We start from the raw sequence: 16,143 nt of genomic DNA on the forward strand, positions 1-16,143 counted from the left end.
ACCTTAGCGGACAGCGCAAAAAGGAGCACAAAATGACGGCAGAAACGAAAAAGTTAAACGGCACCGTGATTGTTACATACCGCTGCAATGCGCGCTGCTCCATGTGCAGCCGATACAAGGCGCCCTCTATACCGGAAGAAGAAATCGGGCTTGAGACAATCCGAAAACTGCCGCAGATGTACTTTACCAATATCACGGGCGGCGAGCCGTTTCTTCGTACAGACCTAAAAGAGATTGTGCGCGAACTCTACAAAAAAAGCGACCGCATTGTCATTTCTACCAACGGCTTCTTTACGGACCGCATTGTAGACCTCTGCAAAGCATTTCCACAGGTTGGCATCCGTATCTCTATTGAGGGGCTGGAAAAGACAAATAATGAAATCCGCGGTTTGGAAAATGGCTTTCAGCGCGGGTACGGCACCCTGAAAAAACTGCACGAAATGGGCATAAAAGACATCGGTTTCGGTATGACTGTGCAGGATAAAAACGCCCCCGACCTTGTGCCGCTGTACCGGATTTCCAACGACATGGGAATGGAGTTTGCCACGGCCTCCCTGCACAACAGCTTCTATTTTGTCGAGTCAAATAACAGTATTTATGACCGCCCAATGGTTGCACAAAACTTTGAAAACCTGATTAACGAACTTTTAAAGACAAACAGCCCCAAAAAGTGGTTTCGCGCGTACTTTAACCACGGCTTAATCAACTACATCTACAGCCAAAAGCGTCTGCTTCCCTGTAATATGAGTTTCGATACTTTTTTTATTGATCCATACGGGGACGTAATGCCCTGCAACGGCACCAAGGACAAAGAAGTGATGGGAAACCTTCATACACAGACATGGGCGGAACTTTGGCACAGCCCGGCGGCGGAAAAAGTACGCGCAGAGGTCCGCTGCTGTGACCGCAGCTGCTGGATGATCGGTTCCGCTTCCCCCGCCATGCACAAGTACATCTGGGAGCCGGCTGCTTGGGTTTTGCTGCATAAATTTAAAGCACTCTTCAGCAAGCGGCCGTACAGTATGTATGAGCTGCCCATTGTCCGGGATTACCGAGACGGAAAAGTAACAAAAGAACAGCTGGACCAGTGCAGCACCTGCGACAGCAGTGCAAAAGCCCATAACGGTTTGCGTGCGGTCTCTGCGGAGCAGCTGAGAGTAGGTGACGGTGCCGGTGAAGCGTATCCTGTATCTTACAAACATTGAGGTCCCGTACAGGGTGCGGTTTTTAAATGAACTGGCAGAGCACTGCCAGCTGACAGTCCTTTATGAAAGGGAAAAATCGGGAAATCGTGATGAAAAATGGGCAGGCTGTGAAAAAAGGAAGTATCGTACAGAGTACTTGAATGGCTTAAAAATCGGGGTGGAAAACACTTTTTCATTTTCTATTTTAAAGGTTCTCTTTTCCTCTTACGATGGTATTATCGTGGGGTGCTGCAACAGCCCGGTCCAGCTGTTTGCGGTTTTGGTTATGCGCATGTTCCACATCCCGTTTCTGCTCAGTACAGACGGAGAGCTTTTCCTTGACCGGCCGGGGCTCAAAAATGCAGCCAAGCGCTTTTTCCTTTCGGGTGCGACAGGGTATTTGGCCGCCGGAGAACAGGCCGCGAAATCGCTAAAAAAAACAGCAGGTCCCTCAAAAATTACGGTGTACGGTTTTAGTTCGCTGTATGAAAGGGAATTAAGTGCCCATGCCAAAGCGGGCCTGCATGCCAGGCGAAACGGCAGGGTGCTGGTAGTAGGCCAATATTTTCCGTATAAAGGAATGGACGTTGCACTGCAGGCAGCAGCTAAAAACCCTGCCATTCGGTATCAATTTGTCGGCATGGGCAGCCGCACGGCGCGTTTTATCAGGGAGCAGAAAGCAGCTGCACTGAAAAATGTAGAAATTGTGCCATTTCTCACAAAAGAAGCGCTGGAAAAAGAATACGCAGCATGTGCCATGCTGCTTCTTCCGAGCAGGCAGGAGTGCTGGGGACTGGTGGTCAACGAAGCCGCCTCTTTTGGGATGCCGATTGTATCCACGTGGGGAAGCGGCGCCGCCGTGGAGTTTTTAGGGGACAAATACGCGCGCTATCTTGCGAAGCCGGGAGATGCGGAAGACTTATATCAAAAAGTTCTGCTGCTTTTGCACGACCAAAACAAAGAACAGTATACAAAAGATCTAATTTTAAAATCCCAGCATTATAGCCTAGAGCACATGGTGAAAGCGCACTGCTGTGCGCTTCATTTAGACGAGAAAGGTATATAACACATGAAAACGATTGCCTATGTTGTCCCCTATTTCGGCAGGCTGCCGCGGGGCTTTCCCTTTTGGCTGATGAGCTGTACAGAGAACCCAACGGTTACCTGGCTGCTGTTTACAGATGACCGTACAGCATATCTGTATCCGCCAAATGTGCAAGTGACATACTGCACCCTGCCGGAAATCAAAAAGAAAGCACAGCGGCTGTTTGATTTTCCCATTCGTTTAGAGAAAGCATACAAGCTCTGCGACTTTAAGCCGGCATACGGTGAAATCTTTTCAGAGGAGCTTGTGGGTTATGACTTTTGGGGGCACTGCGATTTGGATATGGTCTGGGGCAGTATTCGCAGCTTTCTCACCGACGATATCCTTGAGAGGTACGAAAAGGTGGGCAGTCAGGGGCACTCTACCCTTTACAAAAATACGGCGGAGGCAAACGCCAGATACCGCACATGCGTACCCGGAAAGGCGGATTATCGAAAGGCCTTTTCCACTGATGCACCGTGCACTTTTGATGAGCCGCCCATGGAGCGGATTTATCAGTATTTGCATCTTCCGTATTACCATAAAGTCAATTACATACATCTCAAAAAGTACGATTACGGCTTTTTTATGGATCTGCTGCCGGAAACAGATAACTGGAAAAACAAATATCAGGTCTTTACCTGGAAAAATGGAGAAATTACCCGGTACTATTTGCAGAATGCTTCCCTACAGACGGAAAAATACATGTATCTGCACTATTGGTGCCGGCCCACTACGTTTCGCATTTCTGTATATGACCCCCGAAAACAGTACTTCATATACCCGGATACAACCACAGAGCGGGACGGTGAGATTACGCCGGATCTGGTGCGCCGAAAAAGCAGACGGAGCAAACTGCGGTACTATGCCAAGAGCATTTGGTTTAGCCGAAAAAAACTCACCGCAAAACGAATTTTATTTAACCTTAAAGGAATGGCGTCCTACCGAAAGGAGGAATGGAAATGAGGCTCTACGCGCTTTACGACCGGTTTCGCAGGTATTGCCGCCAGGTAAGAATGCTGACCATTCGGGACGGCTGGAAAAAAATGAAGTACCTTCAGAAAAACAGAATTTTTGCCGAGGTTGGCGAGCACTGCTATTTCCAGTCGAATCTTCTGCCGGCAGAGCCTTTTTTGGTCCATTTTCACGACAACGTGGTCATTTCGGCCGGCGTCCGGCTCATCACGCACAGCGCGGCCAACGCGGTTTATAACTACGAAGAACAGACAGATACCTATTTGTGCAGATTTGGAAAAATAGAAATTTGGGACAATGTCTACATCGGCGCAGACGCGGCTGTCAATTACGGGGTGACCATCGGCCCAAACTGCATTGTTGCGGCGGGTGCGGTCGTGACGAAAGACGTGCCGCCTGGCAGCATTGTCGGCGGGGTCCCGGCTCGGGTTATCGGCTCTTACGAGGAAGCAAAAAAGAAAGCCAGGGCTTTTCAGCAGCCGTACTTAAAGCTTGGCCTGCGGGAACCCTGCACCGTAGAAGAAATGCTGAAAAGAAAGAAATAGGACCGAGGGGGCGGTTTATGTCAGAGAGAGGAAGAATCTACTGGATTGATTGGATAAAAGTATTTGCGTGTGTATTAGTCGTTTTAGGGCATTTTTACATGTCAATGAAGGCGTGCGGCTATTGTAAAGAAACAGAATTTTTTTACTGCTGGCCCATTCAGACCATTTATACCTTTCATGTTCCGCTCTTCTTTGTCTGCAGCGGCTTTTTGTACCAAAACAGCAACAAAAGGTTTGAAAAAAGAGAGCACTTGTCCGTTATCGAAACGAAGCTTCTGAATTTTGGGGTGCCGTACTTTGCCTTTTCTGCCATAACGCTGCTGCTGAAAAACAGGTTTTCCTCTGATGTAAACAACCCAGCCACGCCTTTTTTTAAAACACTATTTTTAGAGCCCACCGCCCCTTATTGGTTTTTATATGCGCTGTTTTTTGTGTTTTTGATTATTCCAAGATTTCGAAGCGAGAATAAACTGCAAATCGCCTGTGCGGTTTCATTTCTGCTGAAAATTTTATATATTCTTCATTCGCAATGGTCGGCAGTGTGCCCTTATGCCGTTCACACGCTGCTTCTCAACACACCCTGGTTTTTATATGGAATGAGTCTGACTGTATTCTTGAGGCGGAGAAGAAAAGCAAATCGATGGGTACCGTGGGCTGCCCTGCTGCTCGGCATTGCGGGTTCGAGCATTGTTTATCGGCGGCCAAACCAGTCTGAAATGATGAAGATGCTGTTCGGGTGTATTTTTGTATTTTCAATTACAGAACTTGCGTGGCAGCATGAAAAAAGATTTGAAACACAGGCGGCGGTACTCGACAAGCTGAGTCAAATTTTTATGCCGGTCTTTTTAATGCACACGATTGCCGCAGCAACGGCCAGGACTTTCCTCTTTAGGTGCGGAATCGCTTCCTTATGGGTACACGTATTTGTGGGAATACCTGCAAGCTTCCTGCTTCCGCTCTTAATTTATCAGACTGCCAAAAAGCATTGGTTGCTTCTGTTTTGGATAGAGCCTAAAAAGGCGTTCATGATGAGAAAAAAAGGCCGAAAACGAAAAAAGCGATACATAAAGGAAGAAGGGGAAAAAATATTGAATCGTCAAAAGTGCGTGCAAAAAAGTCTGCAGTCACACACCTTAGCGGCTGATTCCTTTGGGTATCTCTTGACGGCGGCGGGTTTTGCGGATCAGTATTTAGCGGGTCAGGTGACCATGTATCGGGCGTACACCTGGCTTAAAAAGAAATTCGGCAGAGAGGTGGGCACTTTTGCAAAAGCCGAGCAGCAGCCGGCCCAAAAGGATTATGTTTGGTTTTGCTGGCTGCAGGGCATGGAGAATGCCCCGGAAATTGTGCAGAGCTGCTATGAATCCGTAAATTATTGGCTTAAAGGGAAAGAAATGATTGTCATAACCAGACACAATCTATCGGAGTATGTCCTGTTTCCCCAATACATCCTTGACAAATGGGAACAAGGAATCATTACCGATACACATTTATCCGATTTGCTGCGATTAGAGCTATTGATTCGGTACGGCGGCTTATGGCTGGACGCGACGACGTATTTGACCGGGCCGCTGCCCCGGTATGCACAGGAGAGCGATTTCTTCGTGTTTCGTAACGGCTGGATGGATATGGAAACACTTTGGATTGGAAGCTGGCTTATGCTGAGCAAACGGACAAATAACATTTTGCTGCTGGAAACAAGGAATCTTTTGTACAAGTATTGGCAGAAATATGATTATTTGAAAAACTATTTTCTGCTGCATTTGTTTTTCAGAATGGCGGCAGAGGCCCATTGTGCGGAGTGGGAGAGCGTTTTGCCAGTTAATCACGTCCATTCGCACTTGCTGATGCAGGAATTGCCACACCCCTATCACCAAAAACGCTGCGAACAAATTAAACAGCTTACGTCGATTCATAAATTGACTTATAAATTTACGCAAAAGATTGAGGAAGACAGTACAGCCAGCCGGCTGCATCAGCTTTACAAAGAAAAATAGCGGAGTAAACAGCGTATGAATGGTTTTGACTCAGGCAGAAGACTTCCCCTTGTTGCCGGAGGTGCGTGTGAATGACGACAATAAAGATTGGGCGAAAAGCTTATACCTGCAGGACCATTCTGGTCATGCTTGCCCTTGTGCTGCTGATTTTTTTTGAATTGCGGGGCGGAAGAAGCTCCTTTGATGAAATCCTTGGGCTTTTGGCTATGGGATATGTGGGGACGCTGTGCATTCTGCACAGGCTGACAAAAGATGATTTGATCTCTGTTTTGTGTATGGCGGCAGCCATTCTGATAGGGCTTCTGTCAAATCTTGTAAGCGGCCTCAGTCATTCGGTATTCTCAATCTGCATTGATATCATAGCCGAGACAAAGTTTTTATGGTTTTATTTTGCACTGCGCTATTTTATAAATAAAAGAGTAAAGACAGAAATTGTAAATCTCATCAGGCCTTTTGTCGGTTTCTTTATTATTGGGGCGTTTGTTTGCGGGTGTGTCTCTCAGGTCGTCAGTATTGGCATGACAGATGGGGAAGGAAGCAGCCGCTACGGTCTAAAAAGTTTTCGCTTCTTTTTCCCGCTGTCGTTTCAGTTTTTAGCCGTTATGCTGGTTATTCTGGCGGTGCTGGTGTCTAGTGAGCAGATCAAACGAAAACGGTGGCTGTACCTGCTGGCCTGTGTAAGTTTATGCCTTACAACCAAAAGTTCCCCCATTCTGTTTTCGGCGATCTTTATCTTCTTGCTGTTTTATTTCAGGCGGAGAGAGAGGCTGAAAACCAGTACGGTCATGGTCCTTGCGGCGCTTGTTATTTGTTTAGGGACCTTTCAGATAAAAACATACTTGCTGAACGAAAACGCGCCCCGGTACTTATTCTTTTCTTATGGGGCAAAGACGGCAAATACCTACTTTCCCCTTGGTTCAGGATTTTCTACCTTTGGGTCAGACCAGGCCGCAAGGGTGTACTCGCCGTTGTATTATCAATATGGATTTCATCGGTTATTTGGAATGAATACAAAAGATGGTTCCTTTTTGAGTGATACCTTTTGGCCCATGGGCATTGCGCAGTTTGGTTGGATTGGATTTGTGCTGTATACAGCGGTGTATGTACGCATTTTCCTTTCCTTCAGAAAAACAGCTCTTGGCAGGGACGAAAAAGCCTTTGTTTATGCCGCATATTTGCAGTACATGGTCCATGCAGTGGGTTCGGCAATTTTATCCAGTGCGGCGGGAATGATTGGCGTTGTCGGGATTGCGCTGGTCATGTATTCCAGGCAAAATCAAAAGGCGGTGCAGCCCGGCAGCATTTAGGAAAACCATACGCGGCCGCTCTAGCGGCACTTTGCAGACAGGGGGTGTACACGTGGAAAAGTACAGATACCTGCTGAAAAATGTCGGCCTTATGACGATCAGCAGCTTTGGCAGCAAAATTCTTTCTTTTTTGCTTGTGCCGTTGTACACCAGTGTGCTCACTACTGCAGAGTACGGCACCTATGATTTTTGCGTGGCAACGATGTTTTTGATAGAGCCCCTGCTGTGCTCGAATATCGCGGAAGCGGTCGTGCGCTTTTCACTGGATAAAGACAGTGACCAAAGTGCTGTTTTTACGGTTGGCCTGAAAATAGACTTTCGGGCATGCCTGCTTTTTTCACTGGTCGTTTTTTTGAATTGGAAGTTCGGCCTTATTAGGGCCTTTGCCCCCTATTCCGGCTTCCTTGTCCTTTACTTCACATCAATGCTGTTTTCCGACCTGATGACCCAGCTTGCGCGGGGAAGTGAGCGTATGCTTGACTGCGCAGTTGCCGGCATTCTCGCTTCCGCCACCGTGCTCGTTTTGAATCTTCTTTTGCTGCTGGTCTTTCATGCGGGCCTCAGGGGATATTTTATCGCAAATGCGTGTGCAATGCTGCTGTCGGCGGCATATCTGGCTGTGCGGCTGAGGGTGTGGAAAAATATTCATTTCAAGGTTTCCGTAAAGTCTTTGCAGCAAAAAATGCTGCAGTACAGCCGACCTCTGGTCTTAAACAGCATTGGGTCGTGGATCAATAATGTTTCGGACAGATATGTGGTGACCTGGCTGTGCGGAGTTGCCGCAAATGGGGTTTATTCGGTCGCTTACAAAATCCCGGCTTTTTTAAATGTGTTTCAGACCATCTTCAATCAGGCGTGGATTTTATCTGCTGTCAATGAATTTGACAGCGGTCATACTGAATTTTATACAAGGATATACAATCTTTATAACGCTGGCATTGTTTTGCTGTGCTCTCTCTTGCTCTTGCTTGATAAAGGCATTGCGAAAGTGCTGTTTGCAAACGCCTTTTATGCGGCATGGAAGTATGCGCCTTTTTTGCTGATTTCCGTAGTATTTAGTTCTTTGTCCGGGCTGATTGGCGGGGTCTTCATTGCGGCAAAAAAGCCGAAGATCCTTGCAAAGACAACGGCGGTGGGCACAGCGGTCAATACGGTTTTAAATATCGTGCTTGTGTGGCGGTGGGGGCCGGCAGGGGCCGCGGCTGCTACCTTTGTTTCGTATGTACTGATTTGGGCGGCCTGCTTCTATTGTGTCAATAAGCTTGTCAAAATCGAAATTGATTTTTTGCGCGATATGCTTTCATACGGTATTCTGGTGGCGCAGGCTGTTTTGCTGCTTGCGGGGATGCCCACGGCCTTTTTGTATCTTTGTGAAGCGGCGTGTTTCGCGGGAGTTATGCTGCTGTACAGTAAAGATACAGCCGTCTATTTTCGTTTGATTTTAGGAAAAATCAAAGGGGATAAACAAAGTTGATTAGCATTATCATGCCTGCCTACAATGAAGAAAAATTCATCAGGAATGCAGTCACATCTATTTTAAAGCAGACCTGCCGGGATTTTGAGCTGCTCGTTGTTGATGACGGGTCCACTGACGCGACCGGCAAAATTCTGCAGGAGCTGTGCCGGCAAGACCGCCGGATAAAGGGGTACACGCAAAAAAACGCCGGCGTATCGGCCGCACGGAACCGGGCACTCACGAACGCAAAAGGTGACTTTGTGACAATGGCCGATGCAGACGATGCCCTGCCCCCTGACGCACTGGAAACGCTGCTTTCTTTCATGGGCAAGGGTGTTGACTTGGTTATCGGCTCCCATGAAGGAGTCAAGGGAAGAGCGGTGCCCGCTTTCAAAAAGCCCGCCAGATACGAAGCCCACGAAATTGTGCAGCATTTTGATGCAGTTGACCCGTGCCTGTATTTTCCGTGGGCAAAACTGTACCGGCGAAGCGTGATTGTACAGAATCATCTGCAGTTTGACCCAGGTATTTCCTTTGGGGAGGATCATATTTTCAACTTGCACTATGTCGGGGTGATGAGCGGTGCGGCCGTGGTTACAGACCAAATTGTCTATCGGTATTTTTATCTGCGCGGCGGGCTGTGCTCTAAATACTATGACAATATGAATCAACTGCAAAAGGCAGTGCTCCTGTGCGTCAGAAATTACCTGGACACCCGGAAGAGCGGCGCCGAAAAATGCAGAGAACACGAAACAGGCACTTATTTGACCGGCTGCTTCAATTACTACCTCGCATGGCTGCCGCTAAAAAAGGCAGAGCAGAAAATTCGGGAAACCCTTCTGCTCTTTTCCAATCTTTTAAGTGAGAATCTTTACAGCTCCTTCTTTACTATGCACCAAAGGGAAATGCTTCAAAAAGGACAGTACCATTCTTTTGCAGTCGCTTATAGGAGAGGACATTTCCGAGATACCCTTATCAGAAAATACAGAAGAAAGTGCCGAATGCTGTTAGAAAATGCCATTCGGCGGGATTTTGGGAAATAGTGCGCTGCTTTCTGCGTGCCATGAAAAAAGGCAGAGGGCCAATGCGGAAAGCTAAAAAATATTAAAGCGCTCTGCTTTTTCTGCATGGCTTTGGGCTTTTAAGGGATCTGTTTGGCGGGAAAAGGTTTGCCGGTATCCTGCCTTTTGCAGCAAAAGAGCGGCCTGTACTGCTGTGTACAAGCCGCTTTGAACTAGAAAGGATTCGTTATTTTTCGTCTTTTTCTGCTTTAGCACAGGACGGGCAAAGTCCGACAAGCAGCAGGCGGTGCCATTCGGTCTGAAATCCCGGCATGGCGTCTGGGGTTTGGTTCAGCGCTTCATTGTAGGCAAGCGGTGTGTCAAATACCCGGCTGCACCTGCGACAGAGAAAATGGTAGTGGCTTTCCAGATTGCAGTCAAAATGATCCGGGCCGCTGGGCATGGGCAGTTTTCGTATTTCGCCCAATTCCGCGAGCAGGTTGAGATTCCGGTAAACGGTGCCTCGGCTGATTTTCGGGTCTTTTGCCCGTGCCAATTCGTAGATTTCGTCGGCGGTAGGGTGACTGTAATTGTTTTTCAGCAGGCTCAGTACCAAGCTGCGCTGCGGGCTTTTTCGTGTCTGTGCCACATGGATTCCTCCTGGTTAGTTTTTCGGCGTTGTTGCCCTGTTGAGTTCGTCATTGCTGAGCTTGGAAAGCGCAACGACCTTTTCCAGGTCAAGCCCCATCGCCTTAGCTGCCCGCTCGCCGTATTCTTTGTCGGCAAGATAGCAGTGCGCCGCGTGGCGGTACTTGATGTTTTCTGTGACCGGGGCTATGTCGACCGCGGTATTGTGAATCAGCAGTTCTTTTTTGTCTTCAGTCATCACGCGCCACAAATCGCCGCCCGCGCGGAAATCATCGTTGGTGGGGTCGTCTTTCGGGTCATATCGCCACATTGCACCCTCAAGGTCAAGCGGCGGCTCCATGACTTCCGGCTGTGCGGTCCAGACGCCGGCGCTGTTTGGGGTATAGGCAGGTGCACGGCCGTAGTTGCCGTCGGTGCGCATGGCGCCGTCGCGGTGGTAGTCAGCCACACCGCCCTTTACGCCTTTTGCCTGGTTAACAGGAATCAGGCTGCTGTTGACACCGAGGCGGTAGCGCTGTGCGTCGCCGTAGACGAAAAGCCGCCCCTGCAGGAATTTGTCCGGAGAGAAGCCGATGCCGGGTACAACATGCGCCGGCGTAAAGGCAGCCTGCTCTACTTCTGCAAAGTAATTTTCCGGCCAGCGGTTCAGTTCCAGTTCACCCACCTCAATGAGCGGATATTCGGCGTGCCGCCAGATTTTGGTGATATCAAATGGATTTTCGTAGTGCTTTTTTGCCTGCTCTTCTGTCATAATCTGCACGTACATGGTCCATTTAGGGAAATCCCCGCGCTGAATGGCGTCAAACAAGTCGCGGCCTGCGCTTTCGCGGTCTGCGGCGTTTTTCTGTGCCGCTTCTTCATTGGTCAGGTTTTTAATGCCCTGCTGTGTCTTAAAGTGAAATTTGCACCAGACCCGCTCGTTTTTCGTGTTGTAGAAAGAGAAGGTGTGCTCACCAAACAGGTGCATATGGCGGAAGCCATCCGGAATGCCGCGGTCCGACATGACAACCGTGACTTGGTGAAAACATTCGGGCAGCAGCGTCCAAAAATCCCAGTTATTCTGCGCGCTGCGCATACCGGTGTATGGGTCACGTTTGACCGCACGGTTTAAATCGGGAAAATTGTGGACATCGCGGATAAAGAAAGTGGGCGTATTGTTGCCAACCAAGTCCCAGTTGCCGTCCGGTGTGTAAAACTTCATTGCCACGCCGCGGATATCGCGCTCTGCGTCTGCGGCGCCGCGCTCGCCGGCCACTGTGGAAAAGCGGACAAAGCAGTCAGTCACCGCGCTAGGCTGCAGCACTTTGGCCCGGGTGTACTGAGAAATGTCGTGCGTAATCGTCAGTTTGCCGTATGCGCCCCAGCCTTTGGCGTGCATGCGGCGCTCCGGAATGACCTCGCGGTCAAAGTGCGCCAGTTTTTCCATCAGCCATACGTCCTGCATCATGACCGGGCCGCGCGGCCCGGCAGTAATGGAATTTTCGTTGTCAGCCACCGGTGCGCCAACCTCATTTGTAAGTTTCTTGTACTTGTCGAATTCTGCCATAAAACAAACCTCCCTTTATGTGATATATAAAATTTACAAACCGAATCTTTAAAAATATCGGCGTGTACTGCAAAGGAACAATCTGCACAGGACTTTTACGCCTGTCCGCGGCGGGGCAGCTTTCTTATACAAAAGGGTATACCGAATGCTTTTTTGGCTCTGCTGTTCTGGCACAGGCCGCGTATATTCTTTGCCGGGAAAAGCAGAGCTTTCGCCTTTCAGAGCATCTTTGCTTATAGGACTTTGCTTTCTGCGCTAAGCATACCATAATGGAATCTCACTGTCAATAGCAGGACTCATTACTAATAACAAATAGTTTGTAAATTATCCGATAGTTTTGTCACAAGCAAAAAACAGCGGCCTAAATCCTGCTGTAGTACAGAATTCAGGCCGCTGGGCTGTGCGATGCCAAGGACTGGGCTGCTGTTGTGTTGCCTTACAAGCACTTGCGGCCAGAGCCGGCCTCAAAGTGGTACTTTACAATACCGAGGTCTATTTTGGAGTATGGCCCGCCGAGATTGACCGCTTTTGCGGTGTCACCGGAGAGCTCAAACCGGAATTTCTGCTGATTCATGGCGGTTGGGGCAAGGGCGGCCGCCTTTACGCCCGCTGTAAACCACGCCGGAAGGGTGCCCCCTGCCGGGCAAAATGCGGACAAGGGTTTCGACTGGTGCGGGATGCCCTGTGTTTCGCCGTAGCCGAGAGACAGCACGCAGACAAGGCTTTCGCCGGAAGTGACCGTGCAGCTCTTTTTGGCGGTGCCTTTGGAAAAGCTCATGGCGACCCAGCAGGTATTAAGCCCCAGGCACTGCGCTTTCAGGGCGGCACGTTCACCGTAATAGCCTAGCTTTTCCTCTAGGCCGGGGCTTTTTTTGCCAACGAGGGCAATGTAATTTTGTACTTCATGGAAATTTCCGTAATGCGCCATCATACTATCAAAGGCTTTCGGCTCATTTGTGACCAGCTGAATATGCAGGCCCCCCTCTTGGTTGCAGGCGGCGATTTCACGGTTTAGTTCCTGCACAAGGTCTGCGGGAATGGGCTTTTTAAGGTAACTGCGTACAGCGTGGCGCGCTTCGATTGATTCTAAAATTGTCATGTTTTTCTCCTGTCTGCTGTTTTACAGCGAAATGACCTGTTCTTTTACTTCGGGGTCGTGGTTGGCAAATAGGCCGATGCAGTTTGGGTCAGCGGCGAGGGCGAGCATATAATCCAATGATTTTTCTGCGAGTGCGCGGTCTACAGTAAAGCCGGGAATGATATGCTCACGCAGATTTTTCTGCGTATAGAAAGTGTCGCCCGCAATGGCGGCGTATTTGCCGCCGCTCTGTACGAGCGTTGTCACCAGCCCATGGGTGTGGCCTGGAGTATTGACAAAGACAACACTGCCGTCGCCAAATAAATCGTACGATTTCCCGACTGGGCCGATTCCTGTTTTCTGAAACACAAAAGGCTCGATTTTTGCAAAGGACCAGTTGCTTTTGACATAGCGGAAAAAGTACCGCTTTGAGTCCGCGTATTCTTCTGCCGAGGCCATCACGTGCTTTGCGCCTTTCAGCAGTTCCAGCCCGCTGGTGTGGTCAAAATCCATGTGGGAAAACACAATATAAGAAAGGTCGGCGGCGGTCATGCCCAGGGCCTCCAGCTTTTTGTCAATGGACTCACCCTTGTGGATGACCGGCGTGCTGATGCCGTTGAGCAGGCCGAAAAAGCGCTTTGGCGGTTCGGTAATATAGCGGGAGCTCCAGCCGGTGTCGATGAGAATATTGCCCTTTGGGTGCTCGATCAGATAAGCAGAGACTGCAAGCTCTGTCTTTTTATCCTTTCCGCGGAACCACCCGAGCGGCGCAAGCGGATTTTTTTCTTTATACGGAATGCTTTGGTCCACAATGACGCTTCCGGTATGAAAAATGTGTATTCGCATCATGGTGCTTCGTCCTCCTTCAGCCGCGGGTAGCCGAATGCGTTGGCGTGGGTAACCACCGCGTCCACGTGGTTAATCAGATTTTTCAGGCCGCCCCAGCAGCTTTTATCGGCGTCTACATAGTAAAAATTCATTGTCCCCACGCGGTGCATATTGATGAGCTTGGCGTCTTTTAAAATCTGCAGATGGTGAGAGACCGCAGGACGCGAAAGATGCGTGCATTTTGTGATTTCGGGCACACGCATGCCCACGGTTTCATTTTGCAGCAGAGCAACTACGATTTGCTGCCGGGTTTCGTCGCCGAGCGCAATAAAGACTTTGCGGTAATTTAAAAATTCCTTTGCCAGCTGCCGGCGCTGCTGTGCACATTCGTCCATCCCTTTCCCCTCCTGCACAATGGTTTTATTGTTTGAACCATTGTACCATATATTTTCTGTAAAAGCGCAATGGAAAAGAAAATCAAGACCATTGCGGCGTTGGTTTCAGTTTTGCTTGTGCTATCTGTCCTTTTTATAGTAAGATACAAAAAGAGTTATTTGAAACCCTGTACCAAACAAATGCTCTGTAAAAAGGACCAACTTTTTTATTTTTTCTGCGTGTAAAGAAATAGGCAGAAAAAATCGGAGAAGGAGGAGGAAACATTGAATGAAAAATCGCTGATAAAAGCCTGCCAAAAAGGCGACCGACAGGCGTTTGAGGAACTCATTCAATTATTCTATCCCTATGTTTCCAAATTCCTGCTCAAAACAACCTGCGACAGGCCTTTGTCAGAGGATTTGACACAGGAAACTTTTCTCAAAATGATACGCGGCATTGAAAAATACGACCCGGGCGGCGGTGCGGCGTTTGGCACATGGCTGGTGGCAATCGCAAAAAACTGCTATATCGACTACCTGCGCCGAAACCGCGCAGAGTTTGCCGATTTTGACGAGATGCAGCTAGAGGACACAGCAGACATGGTCGGCGGCGTGCTTCAGAAAATGCAGTATGAAGAAGCGCTGAAAGCCCTTGAAACCCTGCCCGAAGAGCAGAGGCTTGCCATTCGCCTGAAGTATGAGGAAAATCTGACGCTGGCAGAGATTGCAGAGCGGGTTGGCGTGCCGCCCAAAACCATTAAAAGCCGTATACATGACGGTACAGTAAAGCTGCGGCGTATTCTAAATGCGAAAGAGAGGACTGACGGTCATGGAAATGAATGCACAAAAAATGATTTCCCTGCTCACCCCGGAGATCGACCGAAAATGTGAGCAGATTCAACAGGCCAGAAAAGAAAAGACGCAGGTGCGGCTTTTTGTGCTGCTTTGCGCGGCGGCGCTGATTATTCCAACCGTCTTTGTGTTTTTTGGCATCAGCCTTGCGGCAATTCTGACACCGGTGCTGTTTTTAGCTGCCGCGTTTCTGCTGCTTTCGCCGATTCTGATTCGCCAACAAGGGGGAGAAATGTATGAACAGGCTCGTAAAACTTCTGTCTAAATGGAAATTTAAGAGAATTGCGATTATTTATGTGATTTTGCTTTTGGCGGCGGCAGTAGGCTGTGCCGCCTCTCTCGGAATTGTGTTTCAGGGGCGCATTTCCTTTGCCATGCAGTATGCAAACGTCAGCGAAGCGGCCGAAAAATCCACTTCTGCAGAATTGACCGCTGAAATCAATAAACTGGCTTCCTCTTCCTCTGATGTAGTGGACATTTTGGTACTCAACCATAAAAACGATGTCACCTATTCTGCAAAAAAATCTGTTTTCAACCAAAGCACCTTTAACCTGACAAAAAGCAGTGCAGATAAAAACTACCTTTCCAGCGCACAGAACCCCAATGTTGTTTTTAAGTACGTTAAAGGGGAAGAATTCCTGTTTTCCTCTGTCTTTAATAAGGATTTCGGCAGTGTCCGCAGCGAATACAAGGACGACAGTTTTTATGAAAACGGTTTTTCCGACAAGACCGTCTACATGCTCAGCTACCTTGGCGAAAAGCAGAGCGGCAATAAAGTGTATATCATTACAAGTCCGACTTCTGTGCCCGGCGGCACGCTGGCCTTAAAAATCACAGCAGCTGTCGCGATGCTGTTCTTTATGATTTACTGGGTGCTGCTGGCCCTGTGGGCGGTGCAGAATGCCGCCAAAGCAAAGCTGTATCCGCTCTTTTGGGGCATTATTGTCCTGCTGACAAACCTGGCGGGTGTTATTGTGTACCAGCTTTATAAACGCGGCAACGCGACCTGTGCACACTGCGGCGCTTCGCAGAGCAAGAGTCATCTCTACTGTACCAGCTGCGGAGAAAAAATGGGCGATACCTGCGCACACTGCGGTGCACATCTCTCGCCCCGCGACCGTTTCTGCCCCAGATGCGGAAAAGAAATTGAAAAATAAAGAAGTTCGTAAAAATACGGCCTGCATGACTGCCAAAGAATGCAGCGCAAAATCCCCGGTCCCTGTGGAACCGGGGATTTTTATGTTTTTTTACGCGAAATACCAACCTGC

Annotated in this window: 16 protein-coding genes; 11 read left to right on the forward strand and 5 right to left on the reverse strand. The window is 48.8% G+C overall.

Annotated features, from left to right (window positions below):
* Positions 1-32 precede the first annotated feature (32 nt).
* The 8 genes from LKE53_10575 to LKE53_10610 all read left to right on the forward strand — a co-directional run bounded on the left by LKE53_10575 (position 33) and on the right by LKE53_10610 (position 9,591).
* Complete coding sequence (locus LKE53_10575) at positions 33-1,205, forward strand: radical SAM protein (GenBank protein MCH3973178.1); 1,173 nt, start codon at positions 33-35, stop codon at positions 1,203-1,205.
* Positions 1,174-2,250 carry a glycosyltransferase family 4 protein gene (locus LKE53_10580; GenBank protein MCH3973179.1) on the forward strand — a complete coding sequence of 359 codons (1,077 nt, stop codon included), beginning with the start codon at positions 1,174-1,176 and terminating at the stop codon, positions 2,248-2,250. Before LKE53_10575 ends, LKE53_10580 begins: the two co-directional genes overlap by 32 nt.
* A gap of 3 nt (positions 2,251-2,253) precedes the next feature.
* Positions 2,254-3,234: a hypothetical protein gene (locus LKE53_10585; GenBank protein MCH3973180.1), complete on the forward strand. Its 981-nt coding sequence runs from the start codon at positions 2,254-2,256 to the stop codon at positions 3,232-3,234.
* Positions 3,231-3,788 carry an acyltransferase gene (locus LKE53_10590; GenBank protein MCH3973181.1) on the forward strand — a complete coding sequence of 186 codons (558 nt, stop codon included), beginning with the start codon at positions 3,231-3,233 and terminating at the stop codon, positions 3,786-3,788. Before LKE53_10585 ends, LKE53_10590 begins: the two co-directional genes overlap by 4 nt.
* 1,088 nt (positions 3,789-4,876) lie before the next feature.
* Complete coding sequence (locus LKE53_10595) at positions 4,877-5,785, forward strand: capsular polysaccharide synthesis protein (GenBank protein ID MCH3973182.1); 909 nt, start codon at positions 4,877-4,879, stop codon at positions 5,783-5,785.
* Between the two features lie 71 nt (positions 5,786-5,856).
* On the forward strand, positions 5,857-7,092 hold the full coding sequence (locus tag LKE53_10600) for a hypothetical protein (protein MCH3973183.1): 1,236 nt from the start codon (positions 5,857-5,859) through the stop codon (positions 7,090-7,092).
* Between the two features lie 52 nt (positions 7,093-7,144).
* Positions 7,145-8,566 carry an oligosaccharide flippase family protein gene (locus LKE53_10605; protein MCH3973184.1) on the forward strand — a complete coding sequence of 474 codons (1,422 nt, stop codon included), beginning with the start codon at positions 7,145-7,147 and terminating at the stop codon, positions 8,564-8,566.
* Positions 8,563-9,591, forward strand: coding sequence for a glycosyltransferase (locus tag LKE53_10610; protein MCH3973185.1), 1,029 nt, complete (start codon positions 8,563-8,565; stop codon positions 9,589-9,591). Before LKE53_10605 ends, LKE53_10610 begins: the two co-directional genes overlap by 4 nt.
* A 205-nt stretch (positions 9,592-9,796) precedes the next feature.
* On the opposite strand, the gene LKE53_10615 is transcribed toward LKE53_10610, so the two are convergent.
* The 5 genes from LKE53_10615 to LKE53_10635 form a co-directional block, all read right to left on the reverse strand.
* The gene (locus tag LKE53_10615) at positions 9,797-10,198 is read right to left on the reverse strand and encodes a transcriptional repressor (protein ID MCH3973186.1); all 402 of its coding nucleotides are present in this window, start codon (positions 10,196-10,198) and stop codon (positions 9,797-9,799) included.
* A 15-nt stretch (positions 10,199-10,213) separates the two neighbouring features.
* Positions 10,214-11,743 (reverse strand): catalase, encoded by a 1,530-nt coding sequence (locus LKE53_10620; GenBank protein MCH3973187.1) that lies wholly within the window; start codon positions 11,741-11,743, stop codon positions 10,214-10,216.
* 436 nt (positions 11,744-12,179) lie between these two features.
* The gene (locus LKE53_10625) at positions 12,180-12,842 is read right to left on the reverse strand and encodes a nitroreductase (protein MCH3973188.1); all 663 of its coding nucleotides are present in this window, start codon (positions 12,840-12,842) and stop codon (positions 12,180-12,182) included.
* A gap of 21 nt (positions 12,843-12,863) precedes the next feature.
* Positions 12,864-13,670, reverse strand: coding sequence for an N-acyl homoserine lactonase family protein (locus LKE53_10630; GenBank protein ID MCH3973189.1), 807 nt, complete (start codon positions 13,668-13,670; stop codon positions 12,864-12,866).
* The gene (locus tag LKE53_10635; GenBank protein MCH3973190.1) at positions 13,667-14,044 is read right to left on the reverse strand and encodes a metalloregulator ArsR/SmtB family transcription factor; all 378 of its coding nucleotides are present in this window, start codon (positions 14,042-14,044) and stop codon (positions 13,667-13,669) included. The genes LKE53_10630 and LKE53_10635 overlap by 4 nt, the downstream gene beginning before the upstream one ends.
* A gap of 264 nt (positions 14,045-14,308) precedes the next feature.
* Between LKE53_10635 and LKE53_10640 the strand changes: the two genes are divergently transcribed.
* The 3 genes from LKE53_10640 to LKE53_10650 are packed head-to-tail and all read left to right on the forward strand — an operon-like array spanning position 14,309 to position 16,032.
* Positions 14,309-14,914, forward strand: a complete 606-nt coding sequence (locus LKE53_10640) for an RNA polymerase sigma factor (GenBank protein MCH3973191.1) — start codon at positions 14,309-14,311, stop codon at positions 14,912-14,914.
* Positions 14,859-15,140 carry a hypothetical protein gene (locus LKE53_10645; protein ID MCH3973192.1) on the forward strand — a complete coding sequence of 94 codons (282 nt, stop codon included), beginning with the start codon at positions 14,859-14,861 and terminating at the stop codon, positions 15,138-15,140. Before LKE53_10640 ends, LKE53_10645 begins: the two co-directional genes overlap by 56 nt.
* Positions 15,112-16,032, forward strand: coding sequence for a zinc ribbon domain-containing protein (locus LKE53_10650; GenBank protein ID MCH3973193.1), 921 nt, complete (start codon positions 15,112-15,114; stop codon positions 16,030-16,032). The genes LKE53_10645 and LKE53_10650 overlap by 29 nt, the downstream gene beginning before the upstream one ends.
* The last annotated feature ends 111 nt before the right edge of the window (positions 16,033-16,143 follow it).

Source organism: Oscillospiraceae bacterium (genome assembly GCA_022483045.1).
In the GTDB taxonomy this organism is placed as follows: Bacteria; Bacillota; Clostridia; order Oscillospirales; family Acutalibacteraceae; genus Caproicibacterium.

Coding starts and splice junctions, on each gene's coding strand:
- LKE53_10645 (MCH3973192.1), top strand. CDS start 14,859: ATGAATGCACAAAAAATGATTTCCCTGCTCACCCCGGAGATCGACCGA.
- LKE53_10585 (MCH3973180.1), top strand. CDS start 2,254: ATGAAAACGATTGCCTATGTTGTCCCCTATTTCGGCAGGCTGCCGCGG.
- LKE53_10650 (MCH3973193.1), top strand. CDS start 15,112: ATGAACAGGCTCGTAAAACTTCTGTCTAAATGGAAATTTAAGAGAATT.
- LKE53_10600 (MCH3973183.1), top strand. CDS start 5,857: ATGACGACAATAAAGATTGGGCGAAAAGCTTATACCTGCAGGACCATT.
- LKE53_10590 (MCH3973181.1), top strand. CDS start 3,231: ATGAGGCTCTACGCGCTTTACGACCGGTTTCGCAGGTATTGCCGCCAG.
- LKE53_10630 (MCH3973189.1), bottom strand. CDS start 13,670: ATGATGCGAATACACATTTTTCATACCGGAAGCGTCATTGTGGACCAA.
- LKE53_10625 (MCH3973188.1), bottom strand. CDS start 12,842: ATGACAATTTTAGAATCAATCGAAGCGCGCCACGCTGTACGCAGTTAC.
- LKE53_10635 (MCH3973190.1), bottom strand. CDS start 14,044: ATGGACGAATGTGCACAGCAGCGCCGGCAGCTGGCAAAGGAATTTTTA.
- LKE53_10620 (MCH3973187.1), bottom strand. CDS start 11,743: ATGGCAGAATTCGACAAGTACAAGAAACTTACAAATGAGGTTGGCGCA.
- LKE53_10575 (MCH3973178.1), top strand. CDS start 33: ATGACGGCAGAAACGAAAAAGTTAAACGGCACCGTGATTGTTACATAC.